This window comes from Pseudomonas sp. BTN1 (assembly GCF_001907715.1).
Taxonomy (GTDB): domain Bacteria; phylum Pseudomonadota; class Gammaproteobacteria; order Pseudomonadales; family Pseudomonadaceae; genus Aquipseudomonas; species Aquipseudomonas paracarnis.
In genome coordinates this window covers 147,341-162,902 of record NZ_MPBM01000077.1, presented here as the reverse complement: position 1 = coordinate 162,902, position 15,562 = coordinate 147,341, and the positions used below count along the sequence as shown (strand labels likewise).

The following is a 15,562-nucleotide window of genomic DNA, read 5'->3' as shown; positions in this document are numbered from 1 at the left end:
GGTTGGAATGCATTTCAAATGTGGGAGCGGGCTTGCTCGCGAAGACGTCCTTCCAATCGATACAGAAGCGGGATCAGAGAAACATCTCCCTTACCAACCCATGCCGCTGCATCTTCTCATTGAAGGTACGGCGCGGCAGTTGCAACTCGGCCAGCACCGCCTTGATATCGCCCTTGTGACGCGTCAACGCGGCCTTCAGGCAGTGTGCCTCGAACGCTTCTTGCTGCGCTGCTAACGACTGCCCGGCCTCGATCCCTTGCGGTTCCGGCTCGTCCAGCCCCAACACCTGGCGCTCGGCGACGTTGGCCAGTTCGCGCACATTGCCCGGCCAGTCATGGCTGAGCAGGCGCCCCAACTGTGGCCCACTCAAGGGCTCGACCTGGCGGCCCAGACGCTCGGCGGCGCTTTGCGCAAAATGCTCGTACAGCAGCGGAATATCTTCGCGACGTTCACGCAATGGCGGCAGGCGCAGTTGCGCGACGTTGAGCCGATAGGCCAGGTCTTCGCGAAAGCGCCCGGCACGGGCTTCTTCCAGCAGGTCGGGCTTGGTGGCAGCGATGATGCGCAGGTCCACTTGGATACTCTGGTTGGAGCCCAGTCGCTCCAGCTTCTGTTCCTGCAACACGCGCAGCAATTTCACTTGCTGGGCCAGGGGCATGCTTTCGATTTCATCCAGGAACAAGGTGCCGCCGTGGGCATATTCCAGCTTGCCGATACGTTTGCCCTGGGCGCCGGTGAAAGCGCCGCTTTCATGTCCGAACAGTTCGGCTTCGAACAACTGCTCGGGGATTGCCGCGCAATTGAGGGCCACGAACGGCTTCTTTGCGCGTGGGCCGAAGTCGTGCAGGCAGCGGGCGACCAACTCCTTGCCGCTGCCGGTTTCACCGCGAATCAGCACATTGACCGGCAAACTCGCCAGGTCCAGCACTTGGCGGCGCAAGCTTTGAAGGCCCTTGGACACACCCAGCAGGCTGGACTCCAACTGCGCGCGATGATCGGCCTGTTGATGCAGGCGGCGGTTTTCCAGGATCAGGCCACGCTTGTCCAACGCCCGGCGCAGGCTGTTGAGCAAGGCGTCGGGGCTGAAGGGTTTTTCCAGGAAGTCATAGGCGCCGTCACGCATGGCTTCGACGGCCATTGGCACGTCGCCATGGCCGGTGAGCAAAATCACCGGCAAATCGGCATCGCGGCGCTGCACCTCGGCCAACAGTTCAAGGCCGCTGAGCCCCGGCATGCGCACGTCGCTCAGAATCACCCCGGCAAAGTCCTTGGGCAGTTGCGCCAGGCACTCTTCGGCGCGGCTGAACAACTGCACGTCAAACCCCGACAGGCTCAGCCATTGCTCGACGGCCGTGCGAATACTGGCTTCGTCATCGACCACAATCACCGCGTTCAACATAGGTCTGGCGTCTCCAGGGCGATAGGCAGGGTCAAGGTGAAAGTCGCGCCATCGCCACGGTTAGCGGCACTCAGGCGTCCGCCCAGTTCATGCACGATAGCGTAGGACACCGCGAGTCCCAAACCGAGCCCGTCGCCCACCGGTTTGGTAGTGAAAAATGGGTCGAACACGCTGCTCAAATGTTCTTCGGCAATCCCGCCGCCGCTGTCGCAGACGCTCAACTGCCACAGCTGCTGATCGGCGTGCAGGCGGATTTCCAGGCGCTTGCGCGGTTTATCGGCCATGGCGTCGAGGGCGTTGCGCAACAGGTTGATCAGCACCTGTTCCAGGCGGATCGCGTCGCCACGTACCCAGGCCGGGCGGGTGAGGTCCAGCACCACACCGATGGCTTCGTCACGCAGGCGCGCGTCGAGCAGGTGCAAGGATTGGTCGACCACCGTCGCCAGGTCCAGCTTTTCGCGCAGGCCACTGGGGCTCTTGCGCGCGAACGTCTTGAGGTGGCCGGTGAGCGCGGCCATGCGCGTGAGCATGTCATCCAATGGCGTGAGCGCCTTGTAGGCATCGTCCACGCGACCATGGTCGAGCAGCAGCCGCAGCGTCGCCAGTTGCATGCGCTGGGCGGTCAGCGGCTGGTTGATTTCATGGGCGAGGGCGGCCGACATTTGCCCCAATGCCGCCAGCTTGGCCGACTGCACCAGGCCATCCTGGGCGGTGCGCAGCGCCTGGGTGCGTTCTTCGACCAATTGCTCCAGTTCTTCACGGCTGCGCTGGCGCAAGCGGGCCAGGCGCCAGCGCTGGCTGAGGAACAGCACCAAGAACACCAATGCCAGCCACGAACCCGCAGCGGCAAGGCCCGCGTTACGTTGGTCTTCAAAGGCAAACTGGGGTTTGCGCAACAGGTGCAGGGTCCAACCTTCGCGCTTGAGCGGCAGCGACTCCCAGATGTAATTGGCGTTGCCGTCGGGGCCGCCGACGCGAATCAAGTGGCTGTTTTCGTCAAAGCGTTGCAGGAGCTGGGTGTCCAGCGGCTGCAGTTGCTTCTTATCGTATTGGCGGGTGGCCTTGAGTTCAGCCAGGTCATTTTCGGACAACGGCCGCAGGTTGCGATAACGCCAGCCCGGCTGGTTGGCGATAAACACGATGCCTCGCGCATCGCTGACCAACAGCAGGTCATTGCCCTGGGCCCACTCGCGCTCCAGCTCGGGGAACTCCAGCTTGACCACCATGGCGCCGAGGAACTGCTCGTGCTCATCCACGACCGCACTGGAAAGAAAGTAGCCCGGAATACCCGTGGTCACGCCCACTGCATAAAAGCGCCCGGTGCCGTGGCTCAAGGTCTGGCTGAAATACGGCCTGAACGCGTAGTTGTGGCCGACATAACTGCTGGGCAGGTTCCAGTTGCTGGCGGCCACGGCCAGGCCGGTGCGGTCCATCAGTTCCAGGGTCGAAGACTGCGCAGCGCCGTTGATGCGCTCCAGCTTGCGGTTGAGCCGGTCTTGCGTGGTGGCGTCCAGCGGGCCCTTCAAGGCGCTGATCATCTCCGAATCCAGCGCCAGCACGGCGGGCAGGGCACGGTAGCGTTCGATCAGGGTGTGCAGCGAGTTGGCATACAGCGCCAGCTGCTGATTGGCACGGGCGGCGTCGTCCACCAAGGCCTGGCGTTCGGCATGGCGCGTGGCCAAGGCGGCAGCCAGCACCGCACCGGCGATGATCAACAGAGAATAGAAGGTCAGGCGCAGGGGGCGAGGGATCACGATCATACGATGATGAACAGGCACGGTAAGGGGCGAGCACCATAGCATGGGCAGCTCATATCTTGTGACCAAGGAGCTTGTGTGGGAGCTAGCCCTCTTGTTTCAGGCAGAAAAAAGGCGACTGGGCCATGGGGCCGCAGTCGCCTTTATTCTTTTGGAGGTGGTGCTTACTGCACTTCTACCGCCAGGCTGTCACTGATCTTTTTCTGCCAGATGGCAGGACCGGTGATGTGGACGGACTCACCTTTGCTGTCCACTGCAACGGTGACCGGCATGTCTTTGACGTCGAACTCGTAAATGGCTTCCATGCCCAGTTCGGCGAAGGCAACCACGCGCGACTTCTTGATGGCCTGGGCCACCAGGTAAGCGGCGCCGCCCACGGCCATCAGGTACACGGCCTTGTGGTCCTTGATCGCTTCGATGGCGGTCGGGCCGCGCTCGGATTTGCCGATCATGCCCAGCAGGCCGGTTTGCTCCAGGATCTGGCGGGTGAACTTGTCCATCCGCGTCGCAGTGGTCGGGCCCGCTGGGCCAACCACTTCTTCGCGCACCGGATCAACCGGGCCGACGTAGTAGATAAAGCGGCCCTTGAGGTCCACCGGCAAGGTTTCGCCCTTGTTCAGCATCTCGACCATGCGCTTGTGCGCCGCATCGCGACCGGTAAGCATCTTGCCGTTGAGCAGGACGGTTTCGCCCGGCTTCCAGCTCTGCACTTCTTCCGGGGTCAGGGTGTCGAGGTTGACGCGGCGGGCCGATGGGCCAGCTTCCCAGACGATTTCCGGGTAGGCGTCCAACGATGGCGCTTCCAGCGACGCCGGGCCCGAGCCGTCCAGCACGAAGTGCGCGTGACGGGTGGCGGCGCAGTTGGGGATCATGCACACCGGCAGGGACGCGGCGTGGGTCGGGTAGTCCATGATCTTCACGTCGAGCACGGTGGTCAGGCCACCCAGGCCCTGGGCGCCGATGCCCAGTTGGTTGACCTTCTCGAACAGCTCCAGGCGCATTTCTTCAATACGGTTTTGCGGGCCGCGCTTTTTCAGCTCGTGGATGTCGATGGACTCCATCAACACTTCCTTGGCCATTACCGCGGCTTTCTCGGCGGTACCGCCGATGCCAATGCCGAGCATGCCCGGTGGGCACCAGCCGGCGCCCATGGTCGGAACAGTCTTGAGCACCCAGTCGACGATCGAGTCGGACGGGTTGAGCATGGCCATTTTCGACTTGTTCTCGGAGCCGCCACCCTTGGCCGCCACGTCCACTTCCACGGTGTTACCCGGGACGATGGAATAGTGGATGACCGCAGGGGTGTTGTCCTTGGTGTTCTTGCGGGCGCCGGCCGGGTCGGCGAGGATCGAGGCGCGCAGGACGTTTTCTGGCAGGTTGTAGGCGCGACGCACGCCTTCGTTGATCATGTCGTCCAGGCCCATGGTGGCGCCGTCCCAGCGCACGTCCATACCCACGCGCACGAACACGGTGACAATACCGGTGTCCTGGCAGATCGGGCGATGGCCGGTGGCACACATGCGCGAGTTGATCAGGATCTGGGCGATGGAGTCACGGGCTGCCGGCGATTCTTCGCGCAGGTAGGCTTCGTGCATGGCCTGGATGAAGTCAACGGGGTGGTAGTAGGAAATGAATTGCAGGGCGTCGGCAACGCTCTGAATCAGGTCGTCTTGCTTGATCACGGTCATGAGTCGCGCTCCTCTATAAGGGAACATTCAATAAAGATGGCCTCAGTGTTGCATCGGTCGGCTGAAGCCATCTTTCCAAGGCACGCCAGAATGGTGCAGGCGCGACGCTAAAAAGGCGCGGCAGTATAACCCGGCACGGTGGCCGATACACCCGACTATGGTCAAACTGTCGCAGGCATGATTCCCTGTGCGCGCTCCTTATGATCGAGTCTTTATATGCCTGAACTGTATGTCGGCGAACGCCACTGGTCGGTCACCCCCGGCAGCAACCTGCTGGATGCCTTGAATCAGGCCGGTGTGGCCGTGCCCTTCAGTTGCCGGGCCGGCAGTTGCCATGCGTGCCTGGTGCGTTGCGAGGGTGAGGTTGACGACCAGCAGCCCGAAGCCCTGAGCCCGACGCAGCGCCAGCAAGGTTGGCGCCTGGCGTGCCAGTGCCGGGTCATTGCGGACCTGAAGGTCGACGCGTTTGATCCCCAGCGCGATGGCTTGCCCGCCCAGGTGGTGGGCGCCGATTGGCTGAGTTCGACGGTACTGCGCCTGCGCCTGCAACCAGAACGTGCCCTGCGGTACAGGGCCGGGCAGCATTTGGTGCTGTGGGCAGGGCAGGTGGCACGCCCTTATTCCCTGGCGAGTTTGCCCCAGGAGGAGCCGTATCTGGAGTTCCATATCGACTGCCGTCAACCCGGTGCCTTCAGCGATGCCGCGCGACAGTTGAAGGTCGGTAATCCTGTATGCCTGGGCGAACTGCGGGGTGGAGCGCTGCACTATGATCCTGACTGGCAATCACGACCCTTGTGGCTGCTGGCCTCCGGTACTGGCCTGGGCCCCTTGTGGGGCGTGTTGCGCGAGGCACTGCGCCAGGATCATCAAGGCGAGATTCGCGTGATTCACCTGGCCCATGAGGCCGAGGCTCATTATCTGGCTGAACCCCTGGCAGCGCTTGCCGCGCAACATGGGCACCTCACCGTGGAGCTATGGACCGCGGCGCAGTTGCAGCCGGCATTGGCGCAACTGCGGCTGGTTTCCCGGCACACCCTGGCCTTGCTTTGCGGGCACCCTGCCAGCGTCGAGGCCTTTTCCAAGCGCTTGTTCCTGGCGGGACTGCCGCGTAATCAATTGCTGGCGGATGTGTTCCTGGCTCGCCCTTTTACGTTATGAAAAGCCTGGTCAAGTCGGTATCGGAGCTTATCGTCCGGAGCCGATGACGCCATCGCAGGCAAGCCAGCTCCCACAGTAAACCGAGTTGTCTGACTATTGAGGGAGCTGGCTTGCCTGCGATGAGGTGCTGAAATTCAACACAGTGGCCTGCACTGAAATGCAAAAAGCCCCGCCATTCACAGGGCGGGGCTTTTGTTTTTCAGCTTGTCACTCAGACCTGTGGGTCGCCCACATGCAGGATCTTCATGCCATTGGTGCCACCGGTGGTGTGGTAGCTGTCGCCCTTGGTCAGGATGACCCAGTCGCCTTTCTCCACGACGCCGCGTTTGACCAACTCGTCGATCGCCTTCTGGCTGACTTCGTTCGGTGCCAGCGACGCCGGGTCGAACGGGATGGTGTACACGCCACGGAACATGGCCGCGCGGGCCTGGGCTTCGCGGTGTGGGGTGAAAGCGTAGATAGGCACCGAGGAACGGATGCGCGACATGATCAACGGCGTGTAGCCACTTTCGGTCAAAGCGATGATCGCTTTCACGCCCGGGAAGTGGTTGGCGGTGTACATGGCAGCCAGGGCGATGCTCTGGTCACAGCTTTCGAAAACCTTGCCGATGCGGTGGCTGGAGGTCTTGCTGGTCGGGTGCTTTTCGGCACCGACGCAGATACGCGCCATGGCCTGCACGGCTTCCAGCGGGTACGGGCCGGCGGCACTTTCAGCAGAGAGCATCACGGCGTCGGTGTAGTCGAGCACGGCGTTGGCCACGTCGGACACTTCGGCACGGGTCGGCATCGGGTTCTGGATCATCGACTCCATCATCTGGGTCGCAACGATCACCGCTTTGTTATGACGGCGTGCGTGCAGGATGATCTTCTTCTGGATACCGATCAGCTCGGCGTCACCGATTTCCACGCCCAGGTCGCCACGGGCAACCATCACGGCATCGGAAGCCTTGATCAGGCCGTCGAGGGTTTCATCATCGGCCACGGCTTCAGCACGCTCGATCTTCGCTACCAGCCAGGCGGTACCGCCGGCTTCGTCGCGCAGCTTACGGGCGTATTCCATGTCGGCGGCGTCGCGCGGGAAGGACACGGCGAGGTAGTCCACTTCCATTTCGGCGGCGAGCTTGATGTCAGCCTTGTCTTTTTCAGTCAGGGCCGGCGCCGTCAGGCCACCACCGCGACGGTTGATGCCTTTGTGGTCGGACAGCGGGCCGCCGATGATCACGGTGCAATTGAGTTCGGTCGGCGTGGCGGTGTCGACGCGCATGACCACACGGCCGTCGTCCAGCAGCAGCTCGTCACCGACGCCGCAGTCCTTGACCAGGTCCGGGTAGTCGATGCCCACCACGTCCTGGGTGCCTTCGGTCAGCGGGTGGCTGGTGGAGAAGGTGAATTTGTCACCGATCTTCAGCTCGATCCGCTTGTTGGTAAATTTGGCGATACGGATTTTCGGGCCTTGCAGGTCGCCCAAGAGTGCAACGAAGCGGCCATGCTTGGCGGCCAGGTCACGCACCAGCTTGGCACGAGCCTTGTGCTCGTCCGGGGTGCCGTGGGAGAAGTTCAGACGGGCGACGTCCAAACCAGCCAGAATCAGCTGTTCGAGGACTTCCGGCGAGTTACTGGCCGGGCCAAGGGTGGCGACGATTTTGGTACGACGGACGGACATGCACGGACTCCTGAGTTCAAGCGCTGGGGAAGGCTACTATGCTCTTTCGTTGTAGTCATTGTTCGTTTGCACTACTTATCGACGATTGGCTTGTTTTGGCTGCGGTTGAATGGGTAAACGCCTTGAAGATTTTCGACCAGGGGTCGATACACTGCACAAGACAGGAGAACCCCATGCGAATTTTGCTCGTTGCTGCCCTGGCCGTCAGTGTTGTCGGCTGTACCCGCTGGTCGATGGACCACCATTTGAACAACGCTTACCGCGCCTATGGGGTCGGTGATTGCCAGCGTGTCACCCTGGAGTTGTCCCAGGTCGATCGCGAGAGCCGTACCCGCCGCTACGTGCAACCGGAGGTTTCGATGTTGCGCGGGCAGTGCCTGGAACGCCAGAAACTGTTTGTCGATGCCGCGCAGACCTATCAGTTCATCATCGGCCACTACCCGTCTAGCGAGTACGCCTATCGAGCCCGCGCGCGGCTCGATACCTTGCAGCAACTGGGGCATCTGCCGGCTGCAGGCCTGGCAAAACCAAGGCCTGCGTCGTTGTAATGGTATTTGTCATTTTATAGCTGGCCTGTCGCCAGTCTTGGGCTAATCTTTGAATGTCTGTTTGTGCAGTTTCCCATTCGAACGGATGCAAGGCCCGGATTCGGCATTTGTTTGGTGACAAGCGGTAGGTTTTGTCACACCGAGATCCAGGGAGAGCGAGCGATTGCTTGTTCCGAATCACTGGCACGGCCAGATTTTTGGCTATTGGATGGCGACTTCACCATGTTTACCGAACGACGGATCGAGCGGCATCAACTGCCGTATTTTCTGCAGGTGTTCAATCGTATTACCGACAAGCCAATCGGCTATCTTGGAAATGTGTCTGAAAACGGTCTGATGCTGATCAGCTCGTTACCCATGATGACCGAGGTGGATTTCGAGCTGCGCTTGAAAGTGCCGGTGGCGCAAGGCGAGTTCAAGGCGATTGACCTCACGGCAACCTGCTTGTGGAGCCACGAGGATGTCACCCCGCAGCATTACGACTCGGGGTTCAGCGTGCTTGAGGCGCCCGAGGAATACCGGCACCTGATCAACGCGCTGTTGCAGTACTTCAGCTTTTATCCTTTGCAGGCCTCTGTCTGAATTATGCGTGGGGTCGTGGCCGTTTCCTGGCCATACCCCTGCGCAGTCATCCTCAGAATACCCCGGCCTTTTTCCACTCCAGATAGCGTGTGACCAGCCCGGCACCCAGCGCCGATGGCAAGGTATCGAGCACCGACAGCCCATGGGCACTCAAACGATCATGGCGTTGGTTGCGGGTGTTGAGGTAATCGATCGTGCCGCTGTAAGCCAGGGCTTCGGGCAATGTCTGCACAGGCGTCTGACGTAGCTGGTCGAGGACCTCTTCCCTCAGGCTGGCCACCAGTACCCGGTGATGCCTGCCGATACGCTGGACGGCAGCCATCAGCGCTTCATCCTCCTCATCCCGCAGGTTGGTGACGATGATCACCAGCGCCCGGCGTTTTTGACGTGCCAACAACTGGCTGGCGGCCGCCTGGTAGTCGGCGGTTTTTCGCGTGGTCTGTAGGTCATAGACCGCATTGAGCAACAGGTTCAATTGGCCACTGCCCTTGACCGGCTTCAGGTAGCGCGGCTGGTCGCTGGCGAACGTGCACAGCCCTACGGCATCGCCCTGTCGCAAGGCAACGTAGCTCAGCAGCAGGCAGGCATTGAGCGCGTGGTCAAAATGTGACAGTTCGTCATCCTGGCTGCGCATGTGCTGGCCGCAATCGAGCATGAACACGATTTGCTGGTCGCGTTCGTCCTGGTATTCCCGGGCAATGGGCGTTCGTTGGCGGGCGGTGGCTTTCCAGTCGATCTGACGCAGGCTGTCACCTTCACGAAACTCGCGCAGTTGGTGAAATTCCAGGCCCAACCCTCGCCGCTGATGTTGGCGCACGCCCAGTTGGCTCAGCCAGTTATCCACACCCCGTAACTGCGCACCGTATAAGCGCGCGAAATCCGGGTAAACACGGGTGGAATCGCGGGTGTCGACCCATCGTCGTGCCGACCACAGCCCCAATGGGCTGGGCAGCAGCAGCTCGCAGCGACTGAAATGGAAGTGCCCGCGCCGCAAGGGGCGCACGCGATAGCCCAGCTCAGCACGTTCACCGGGGCGTAGTTGAATGAATTGAGGCAGGTTCTCCACAGCCAGGCCATCGGGCACGTGATCGAACACCTGCACGGTCAGAGGTTGCGGGTAGTCGTGCTCCAGGCACAGGCGTATTTCTTCCCAGCGCCCCAGCGCCAGGCTACCAGGCAATGTTCTGTACACGCGGGTCGAAGGGCGGCGACGCAAGCGTGCAGCATCCAGCAACGCCAGCAGCAACAGGGCCAGCAGCAGGCCCCAGGCTACCGAATGCAAGGTGGCGGGCACTTTGAACTGCAACGCTGCCGAAGCGCCCAACAAGATGTTCAAGCCGAGCAGAACGCCCAGCCAGGTCAGCAGCAGACGAGTCGGTTTCATGGCCGCGTCATTGCCTTGGTGCCGCAATCTGGTCGAGTAACTGCTGGAGCACCTGGTCGACCTCCAAGCCGTCGATGTCCAGCTCTGGTGCTATGCGTACCCGGTGACGCAGTACCGCCAGGGCGCAGCCCTTGATGTCATCGGGGGTGACGAATTCGCCACCGCGCAACAGCGCACGGGCACGGGCACCGCGTACCAGAGCGATGGAGGCCCTGGGGCCGGCACCGATGGCCAGCCCCGGCCAACTGCGCGTGGCACGGGCCAGGCGCACGGCGTAGTCGAGCACCTGCTCATCCAACGGCAAGTCACTGGCAATTTGCTGCATCCGTACCACGTCCTCGGCTTGCAGCACGGTACGCAACGGCTGCACCTCCAACATGTCTGCCTTGGACGAGCGAGTCACTTCGCGGACCATATCCAGCTCTTGTAGAGCATCCGGGTAGTCCATTCGCACCTTGAGCATGAAGCGGTCCAGTTCGGCCTCGGGCAGTGGGTAGGTGCCTTCCTGTTCGATAGGGTTCTGGGTCGCCAGGACCATGAAAGGCTGGCCGATGGGCAACGCCTCGCCCTCCAGGGTCACTTGGCGTTCCTGCATGGCCTCCAGCAGCGCTGCCTGGGTCTTGGCGGGTGCACGGTTGATCTCGTCGGCCAGCAACAGGTGGGTGAACAACGGCCCCTTGCGCAGTTTGAACTGTTCGGTCTGCAGGTCGTAAACGGCGTGGCCGGTGACATCGCTGGGCATTAGGTCCGGGGTGAACTGGATGCGGGCGAAATCACCGCCAAAGCAGCGGGCCAGGGCCCGTACCAGCAAGGTCTTGCCCAGGCCAGGCACGCCTTCAAGCAGGACGTGGCCGCCTGCGATCAGGGCGGTGAGCACGTCGTCAATCACAAGGTCCTGGCCAATCACGGCCTTGCGCAATTCCACGCGCAGCGCCTGGGCCTGCTGGCTGGCCTGCTGAAGGTTTTCGGCGGTCAGGGCGGTGGCCAGTGGAGAGTCGCTCATAAGGCATTCCTGAGGGTTTGCAGGTGCGCCACCTGACGGCTGAAGTCGGCGCTGGAAAGCCGCTTCAGCGCAACGGGCTCAAGCGCCTGGCTGATGATGTGAGGGGGTTGTCGCGTAAGGTGTTCCAGCACTTGGCGTTGCTCTGACGCATCGAGGTGTTCGAACCCTGGATGGCGTCGCCGGGCTGCGCGCAGGATGTCGTGTCGCAAGGCTTGCAACAACGTGCCCTGGCCGCTGCGGCGCAATAGGAAGTCCGCGCTGGCCTGCAAGTGTTCCTGCAGCTGGCGACGTGCCTTGGGCGCCGGTGTCTGGATCGGGCCCTGGCGCATGCCTGCCTGCCACAGCCCCAAAGCAAGCAGCGCAACCAGGGCGACGAGGGCCTGGGGGAAATAACGGAGCAACAGAGTAAACAGATCGTCTGTGTCGCTGTTGAACAGCAGGGTGACGTCAGTGCCCTGGTTCAGGTACCACAGCAACCAGGCGTTATCATGGTTGCCGATATCTGTGGTTTTCCATAGGTCGCTGTCGGTGATCACCGTGACGCGACCTTGCCCCAGGTCGAGTTGCATCAGGTGGCTGGACTGGGCGCTGTTGGCGGAAAACTGCGCCAGGTGCTTGGGGTCGGTGAGGTTGAAGTAAGTGTCAAAACTAAAGTACGCCGGTGCGGTTTCGTTGTCGACATAGAGCTTGGTCAGATCCGGTTTGGTTTTTTTACGCGGTGGCACGGGTTCGTCGAAGGTGTCGCTCAAGGTTTGGCGGATAGTGAGGCGATCAAGCAGCAGGTCACCGCTTGTGCCGGCTTCTTCATCCCATAATGCCTCGGCGACCAGGAGCAGGTGGCCACCGGCTTTTGCCCAGCCCAGCAGTTGGTCGACCTGGCGTGGGGTCATGTTGCTGCGCTCTCCCAGCAACAACAGGCTATGGCCTTTGGCGGGCAGTTCGGCGAGTCGTTCAAGGCCCTTGGCGTGTGCCACGACCAAGCCGTGCTGGCGTAGAAAGTGCTCGGCGGCCAGATAGGGATTGGCGCGAGCCTCTGGCGACGAGCCCCGGTCAACCACTTCCTCGTAGGGAATTGCCTTGTGCCAGGCATATAAGCCGCCCGCACCCACCAGGCACGCCAACAACAGCGCTGTCCACAATAGCGCGCGATTCATTGGCCCGCTCCGTCACTGAAAAGAGCACGCCAGTCGCTGCACAGTTTTTGTTGGGCTGAAGAAGGCGGCAGACGGTGACCATAGGCCAGGTTTTGCCAGTGGCGTGTCAGTTCGTCGCTGAACGCCAGTAACTGCGGTTGTTGCAAATGATGAACACGCTCCAGTACCTGCCCCTCGGTATCGGCGCTTGTCAGTGGCAGGTCGAACTCGTGCAACAGCCGGCTGAGCAACCCGCGATACAGCAGGCCAAGGGCTTCCCGTGGGTGGGTGGGCCATAGTTGTTCGGCGGTACTGGCGATGTCTTCGGGCAATGTCTCGGTGCCCAGTTCCAGCCCGAACAACTGAGCGGGAACGGGCGAGGGAGCGGCCGTGCGAGTAGGCCCAAGGCGGCTGACGAACGTGCGCAACCATTCACGGTAACGCCAGCACACCAGGGCCAGGCCGCCAATCACAAGGCTCCAGAGCAGTATTTCCAAAGTTTTGGCGACGTATTTGAAGGTGTCGCTGTTAAGGTTGTCGAGCAGTGCCTGGAGCCAGCCAGGTAATTTGCCGTTGCCCGTGGCCTTGTTTTTAACCGGCGCTTTTTCTTCGCCAAACCGATAGCGTGTGACGGTTTCCGGGTTCTTGAAAGGTGGCTTTTCCAGCAACGCCTGGATGGATTGGCTGGCGGCCTGGGTGCTAAGTGGCTTATGGGCTGTGGTTTCATCTGCCATGGTCGGTGGGCTGATGTGTAGCAACCCCAGGCCAACCACCAGCAACAGCAGCGGTGCAACATTGCTCAGGCGCTGGCGCAGCCGACGGAATACCAGTTCCAGGTCCCAGGCCTCCAGCACTGTGCGGCGGTTGAGGTACAGGCTGAAGCCACAGGCGACGTAGATGGGTTCCCAGAACACCAGGACCAGGGCATAGAAGGCATTGCTCAGGTGCTCAAGCCAAAGCACGTCCGAGGCTGACGCGAATATTAGCCGTTGCCAGTCCCAGTCCAGTTCAACCTGTTGCGGGATGAAGAGATAGAACAGGGTCATGCCGCCAAACCAGAGGCCGATTTCCATGTGCACACCGATGGTCGTCAGCCAGCGTGCGGCGCCAGCGTTACGTTGCAGCAACACTCCAAGGCGTCGTTGACGTGCGTCACCGTCCAGGCCTTCCAGTTGGCTGACGGGCAGGGTGAAGCTGCGGCTCATGCTCAGCCGCCGCCACGTCAGGCTTGCGAACAGTTGCCCCTTGAGCAATTGCGGCCACTGGCGAACGGCCTGTTTGAGGCTGGGGGGCTCACCAAACAGGGCCTTGGACAGAATGTACAGCGGCAAGCGGTCGAAGGCCGGCTTGAGCCACCAGAACAGGAACATGACCAAAGACGGGTAATTCCAGAGCAGCACCGTCAACAGGCTGAATACCGGCAAGCTTACGAGCGCCCAACTGCCCATCAGCAGGACACGGTGTTCCCTGGCCATCAGTACGCCCAGGTCCATGGCTTCCCAGGAAGTACGCGGGCGAATCACCACGCTGGCGTCAGTCAGGCGCATGGCGACTCCGCCCGGCCAGGGACAGGTAAACGGCCACCAGCAGCCAGAGCGCGGCGCCTACTGCGTATTTGATCCAGGGCTCAATGCGAGTGGTTGAGGACCAGTAGGCTTCGATAAAGGCTGCGATCAACAGGAACACCATGACACCGCAAAGCATCCGTACGCTTTTGCGGGCGGCCAGGCGCAGGGCCTCGCTGCGTGCCAAGCGCCCGGGGGCAACCAGTGACCAGCCCAGTTGCAAACCTGCGGCACCGGCCAGCGTGATGGCGCTCAACTCGAATGCGCCGTGACCAATGACAAACGACCAGAAGGTCTGGCCATAGCCAATGTCGGTAAGGTGCCCGGAGACTGCACCTATGACCAGGCCGTTGAAAATCAGGAAGAACACACTGCCCAGGCCGAACAACAGGCCGGCGGCAAAGGTCTGGAAGGCGATGCCGATGTTGTGCATCACGTAATAGCCAAACATCATCCAGTCTTCGCTGGCGGCCCGTTCGGCAGCACGGCCCAGACGGCTGGCGTCGGGGTTGTACATGCCCTGCATGTCGGCCACCTGCTGGGGGCTGATGATGCTGTAGATAAGATCGGGGAACAGGTACACCAGCAGGGCTATCCCCACCAGGCTGCCAAAGAATAGCAGGCCAGCGATCAGCACGAAGCGCCATTGTTCGCGTACCAGGCGCGGGAAGTCGGCGAGAAGAAACGCCAGTATGTTTGCCGTCAGTTGGCTGCGATGGCGATACAGTTGTTGATGGCCGCGCAGTGCCAGTTGTTGCAACGTGTCGACCAGGTAACTGCTATAGCCGCGTTGCTGAGCCAGGGCCAGATGTTGGCACAGGCGTCGATATTGATGCGGGAAGTCGGCAACATCAGCGGCCTTGGCTTTACCTTGCTCCAGTTGTGTCAACTGCTCGGCGAAGGTATGCCATTGGCGCTGGTGGCGGCTTTCAAAAAGGCTCTGCTTCATGTCGGCCCCAACAAACCACGGGCTACCCCGTTGAGTTGCTCCACGGCGCGCGGCGCAGACACCTGCAGGGGCTCTGCGAGGATGGCGGCCAGTTCATGCACCCGTTCGGCCGAGAGTTCGGCCTGGCGTTCGGCGAAACCGAGGATGGCCCTCTGTTCGCTCAACTCCAGTGCGAAGGGTAGGCGCAGGGCGGGCGCTTGAGGGATGCTTGGGCGTACCAGCGGCAATTCCCGGTAGACCACCAGCGTACCGGCGGCCAGGTCGCCGAGCCGCTTGAAGTGCGGATGTTGCAGGCAACTGATCGCGCCCAGGAAATAACCGAAGGGCAGCATGTCGACGAAACGCAGCAGGTTGCGGATCAGCGATGCCGACCAGCCAATGGGCGTGCCGTCATCTTGTACCACGCGCAGCCCCATGACCTGCTTGCCTGGCGAGCAGCCCTGGTTGAGCACTTCGAACAACACCATGTACCACCAGCTCACCAGGAACAGCAGCAGCGAACCCAGCCCGATCCCCACATTGCCGAGCAGCGCCAGCGGCACCAGCAGGATACCCATGATGATCCCGCGCACGCCCAGGTCGAATGCAAACGCCAATGCCCGGGAGGGCAGGCCAGCAGGGCGCAGGGGCAGGTCGATGCCCTCGGGCGTTTCTATCTGATAGTGGGTATCCAGAGGGGTTGATGGCATTGCGATCCTTGGCACTGCGAGGCGACTTGAGAGACACGGATGCT

13 protein-coding genes are annotated in these 15,562 nt (G+C 61.6%); 3 read left to right on the top strand and 10 right to left on the bottom strand.

Annotated elements, in window-relative coordinates; translation table 11 throughout:
* Positions 1–73: 73 nt before the first annotated feature.
* The 3 genes from BMH52_RS28295 to BMH52_RS28285 all read right to left on the bottom strand — a co-directional run bounded on the left by BMH52_RS28295 (position 74) and on the right by BMH52_RS28285 (position 4,844).
* Positions 74–1,399, bottom strand: coding sequence for a sigma-54 dependent transcriptional regulator (locus BMH52_RS28295; RefSeq protein ID WP_072435107.1), 1,326 nt, complete (start codon positions 1,397–1,399; stop codon positions 74–76).
* Complete coding sequence (locus BMH52_RS28290) at positions 1,393–3,159, bottom strand: ATP-binding protein (RefSeq protein WP_072435108.1); 1,767 nt, start codon at positions 3,157–3,159, stop codon at positions 1,393–1,395. Before BMH52_RS28290 ends, BMH52_RS28295 begins: the two co-directional genes overlap by 7 nt.
* A gap of 161 nt (positions 3,160–3,320) precedes the next feature.
* Positions 3,321–4,844, bottom strand: coding sequence for a fumarate hydratase (locus BMH52_RS28285; RefSeq protein WP_034128606.1), 1,524 nt, complete (start codon positions 4,842–4,844; stop codon positions 3,321–3,323).
* Between the two features lie 216 nt (positions 4,845–5,060).
* On the opposite strand from BMH52_RS28285, the gene BMH52_RS28280 reads away from it, so the two are divergent.
* On the top strand, positions 5,061–6,002 hold the full coding sequence (locus tag BMH52_RS28280; protein WP_073845714.1) for an iron-sulfur-binding ferredoxin reductase: 942 nt from the start codon (positions 5,061–5,063) through the stop codon (positions 6,000–6,002).
* 211 nt (positions 6,003–6,213) lie between these two features.
* On the opposite strand, the gene pyk is transcribed toward BMH52_RS28280, so the two are convergent.
* On the bottom strand, positions 6,214–7,665 hold the full coding sequence (gene pyk / locus BMH52_RS28275; protein WP_003193904.1) for a pyruvate kinase: 1,452 nt from the start codon (positions 7,663–7,665) through the stop codon (positions 6,214–6,216).
* 173 nt (positions 7,666–7,838) lie between these two features.
* Between pyk and BMH52_RS28270 the strand changes: the two genes are divergently transcribed.
* Positions 7,839–8,213, top strand: a complete 375-nt coding sequence (locus BMH52_RS28270) for a tol-pal system YbgF family protein (protein WP_003193903.1) — start codon at positions 7,839–7,841, stop codon at positions 8,211–8,213.
* A gap of 222 nt (positions 8,214–8,435) precedes the next feature.
* A complete protein-coding gene (locus tag BMH52_RS28265) occupies positions 8,436–8,795 on the top strand; it encodes a PilZ domain-containing protein (protein WP_019821226.1) in 360 nt (119 codons plus the stop codon).
* Between the two features lie 52 nt (positions 8,796–8,847).
* Here BMH52_RS28265 and BMH52_RS28260 read toward each other — a convergent pair whose 3' ends face one another.
* Genes BMH52_RS28260 through BMH52_RS28235 form a run of 6 tightly spaced genes read right to left on the bottom strand, consistent with a single transcriptional unit; the run spans position 8,848 to position 15,518 of the window.
* Positions 8,848–10,179, bottom strand: a complete 1,332-nt coding sequence (locus tag BMH52_RS28260) for a DUF58 domain-containing protein (protein ID WP_073845712.1) — start codon at positions 10,177–10,179, stop codon at positions 8,848–8,850.
* 7 nt (positions 10,180–10,186) lie between these two features.
* Positions 10,187–11,182 (bottom strand): MoxR family ATPase, encoded by a 996-nt coding sequence (locus BMH52_RS28255; RefSeq protein WP_020302717.1) that lies wholly within the window; start codon positions 11,180–11,182, stop codon positions 10,187–10,189.
* Positions 11,179–12,336: a DUF4350 domain-containing protein gene (locus tag BMH52_RS28250; protein ID WP_073845710.1), complete on the bottom strand. Its 1,158-nt coding sequence runs from the start codon at positions 12,334–12,336 to the stop codon at positions 11,179–11,181. The genes BMH52_RS28255 and BMH52_RS28250 overlap by 4 nt, the downstream gene beginning before the upstream one ends.
* Positions 12,333–13,862 carry a DUF4129 domain-containing protein gene (locus BMH52_RS28245; RefSeq protein WP_073845708.1) on the bottom strand — a complete coding sequence of 510 codons (1,530 nt, stop codon included), beginning with the start codon at positions 13,860–13,862 and terminating at the stop codon, positions 12,333–12,335. Before BMH52_RS28245 ends, BMH52_RS28250 begins: the two co-directional genes overlap by 4 nt.
* The gene (locus BMH52_RS28240) at positions 13,849–14,829 is read right to left on the bottom strand and encodes a stage II sporulation protein M (RefSeq protein ID WP_038451360.1); all 981 of its coding nucleotides are present in this window, start codon (positions 14,827–14,829) and stop codon (positions 13,849–13,851) included. The genes BMH52_RS28245 and BMH52_RS28240 overlap by 14 nt, the downstream gene beginning before the upstream one ends.
* Positions 14,826–15,518, bottom strand: coding sequence for an RDD family protein (locus BMH52_RS28235; protein WP_014719736.1), 693 nt, complete (start codon positions 15,516–15,518; stop codon positions 14,826–14,828). Before BMH52_RS28235 ends, BMH52_RS28240 begins: the two co-directional genes overlap by 4 nt.
* Positions 15,519–15,562 lie beyond the last annotated feature (44 nt).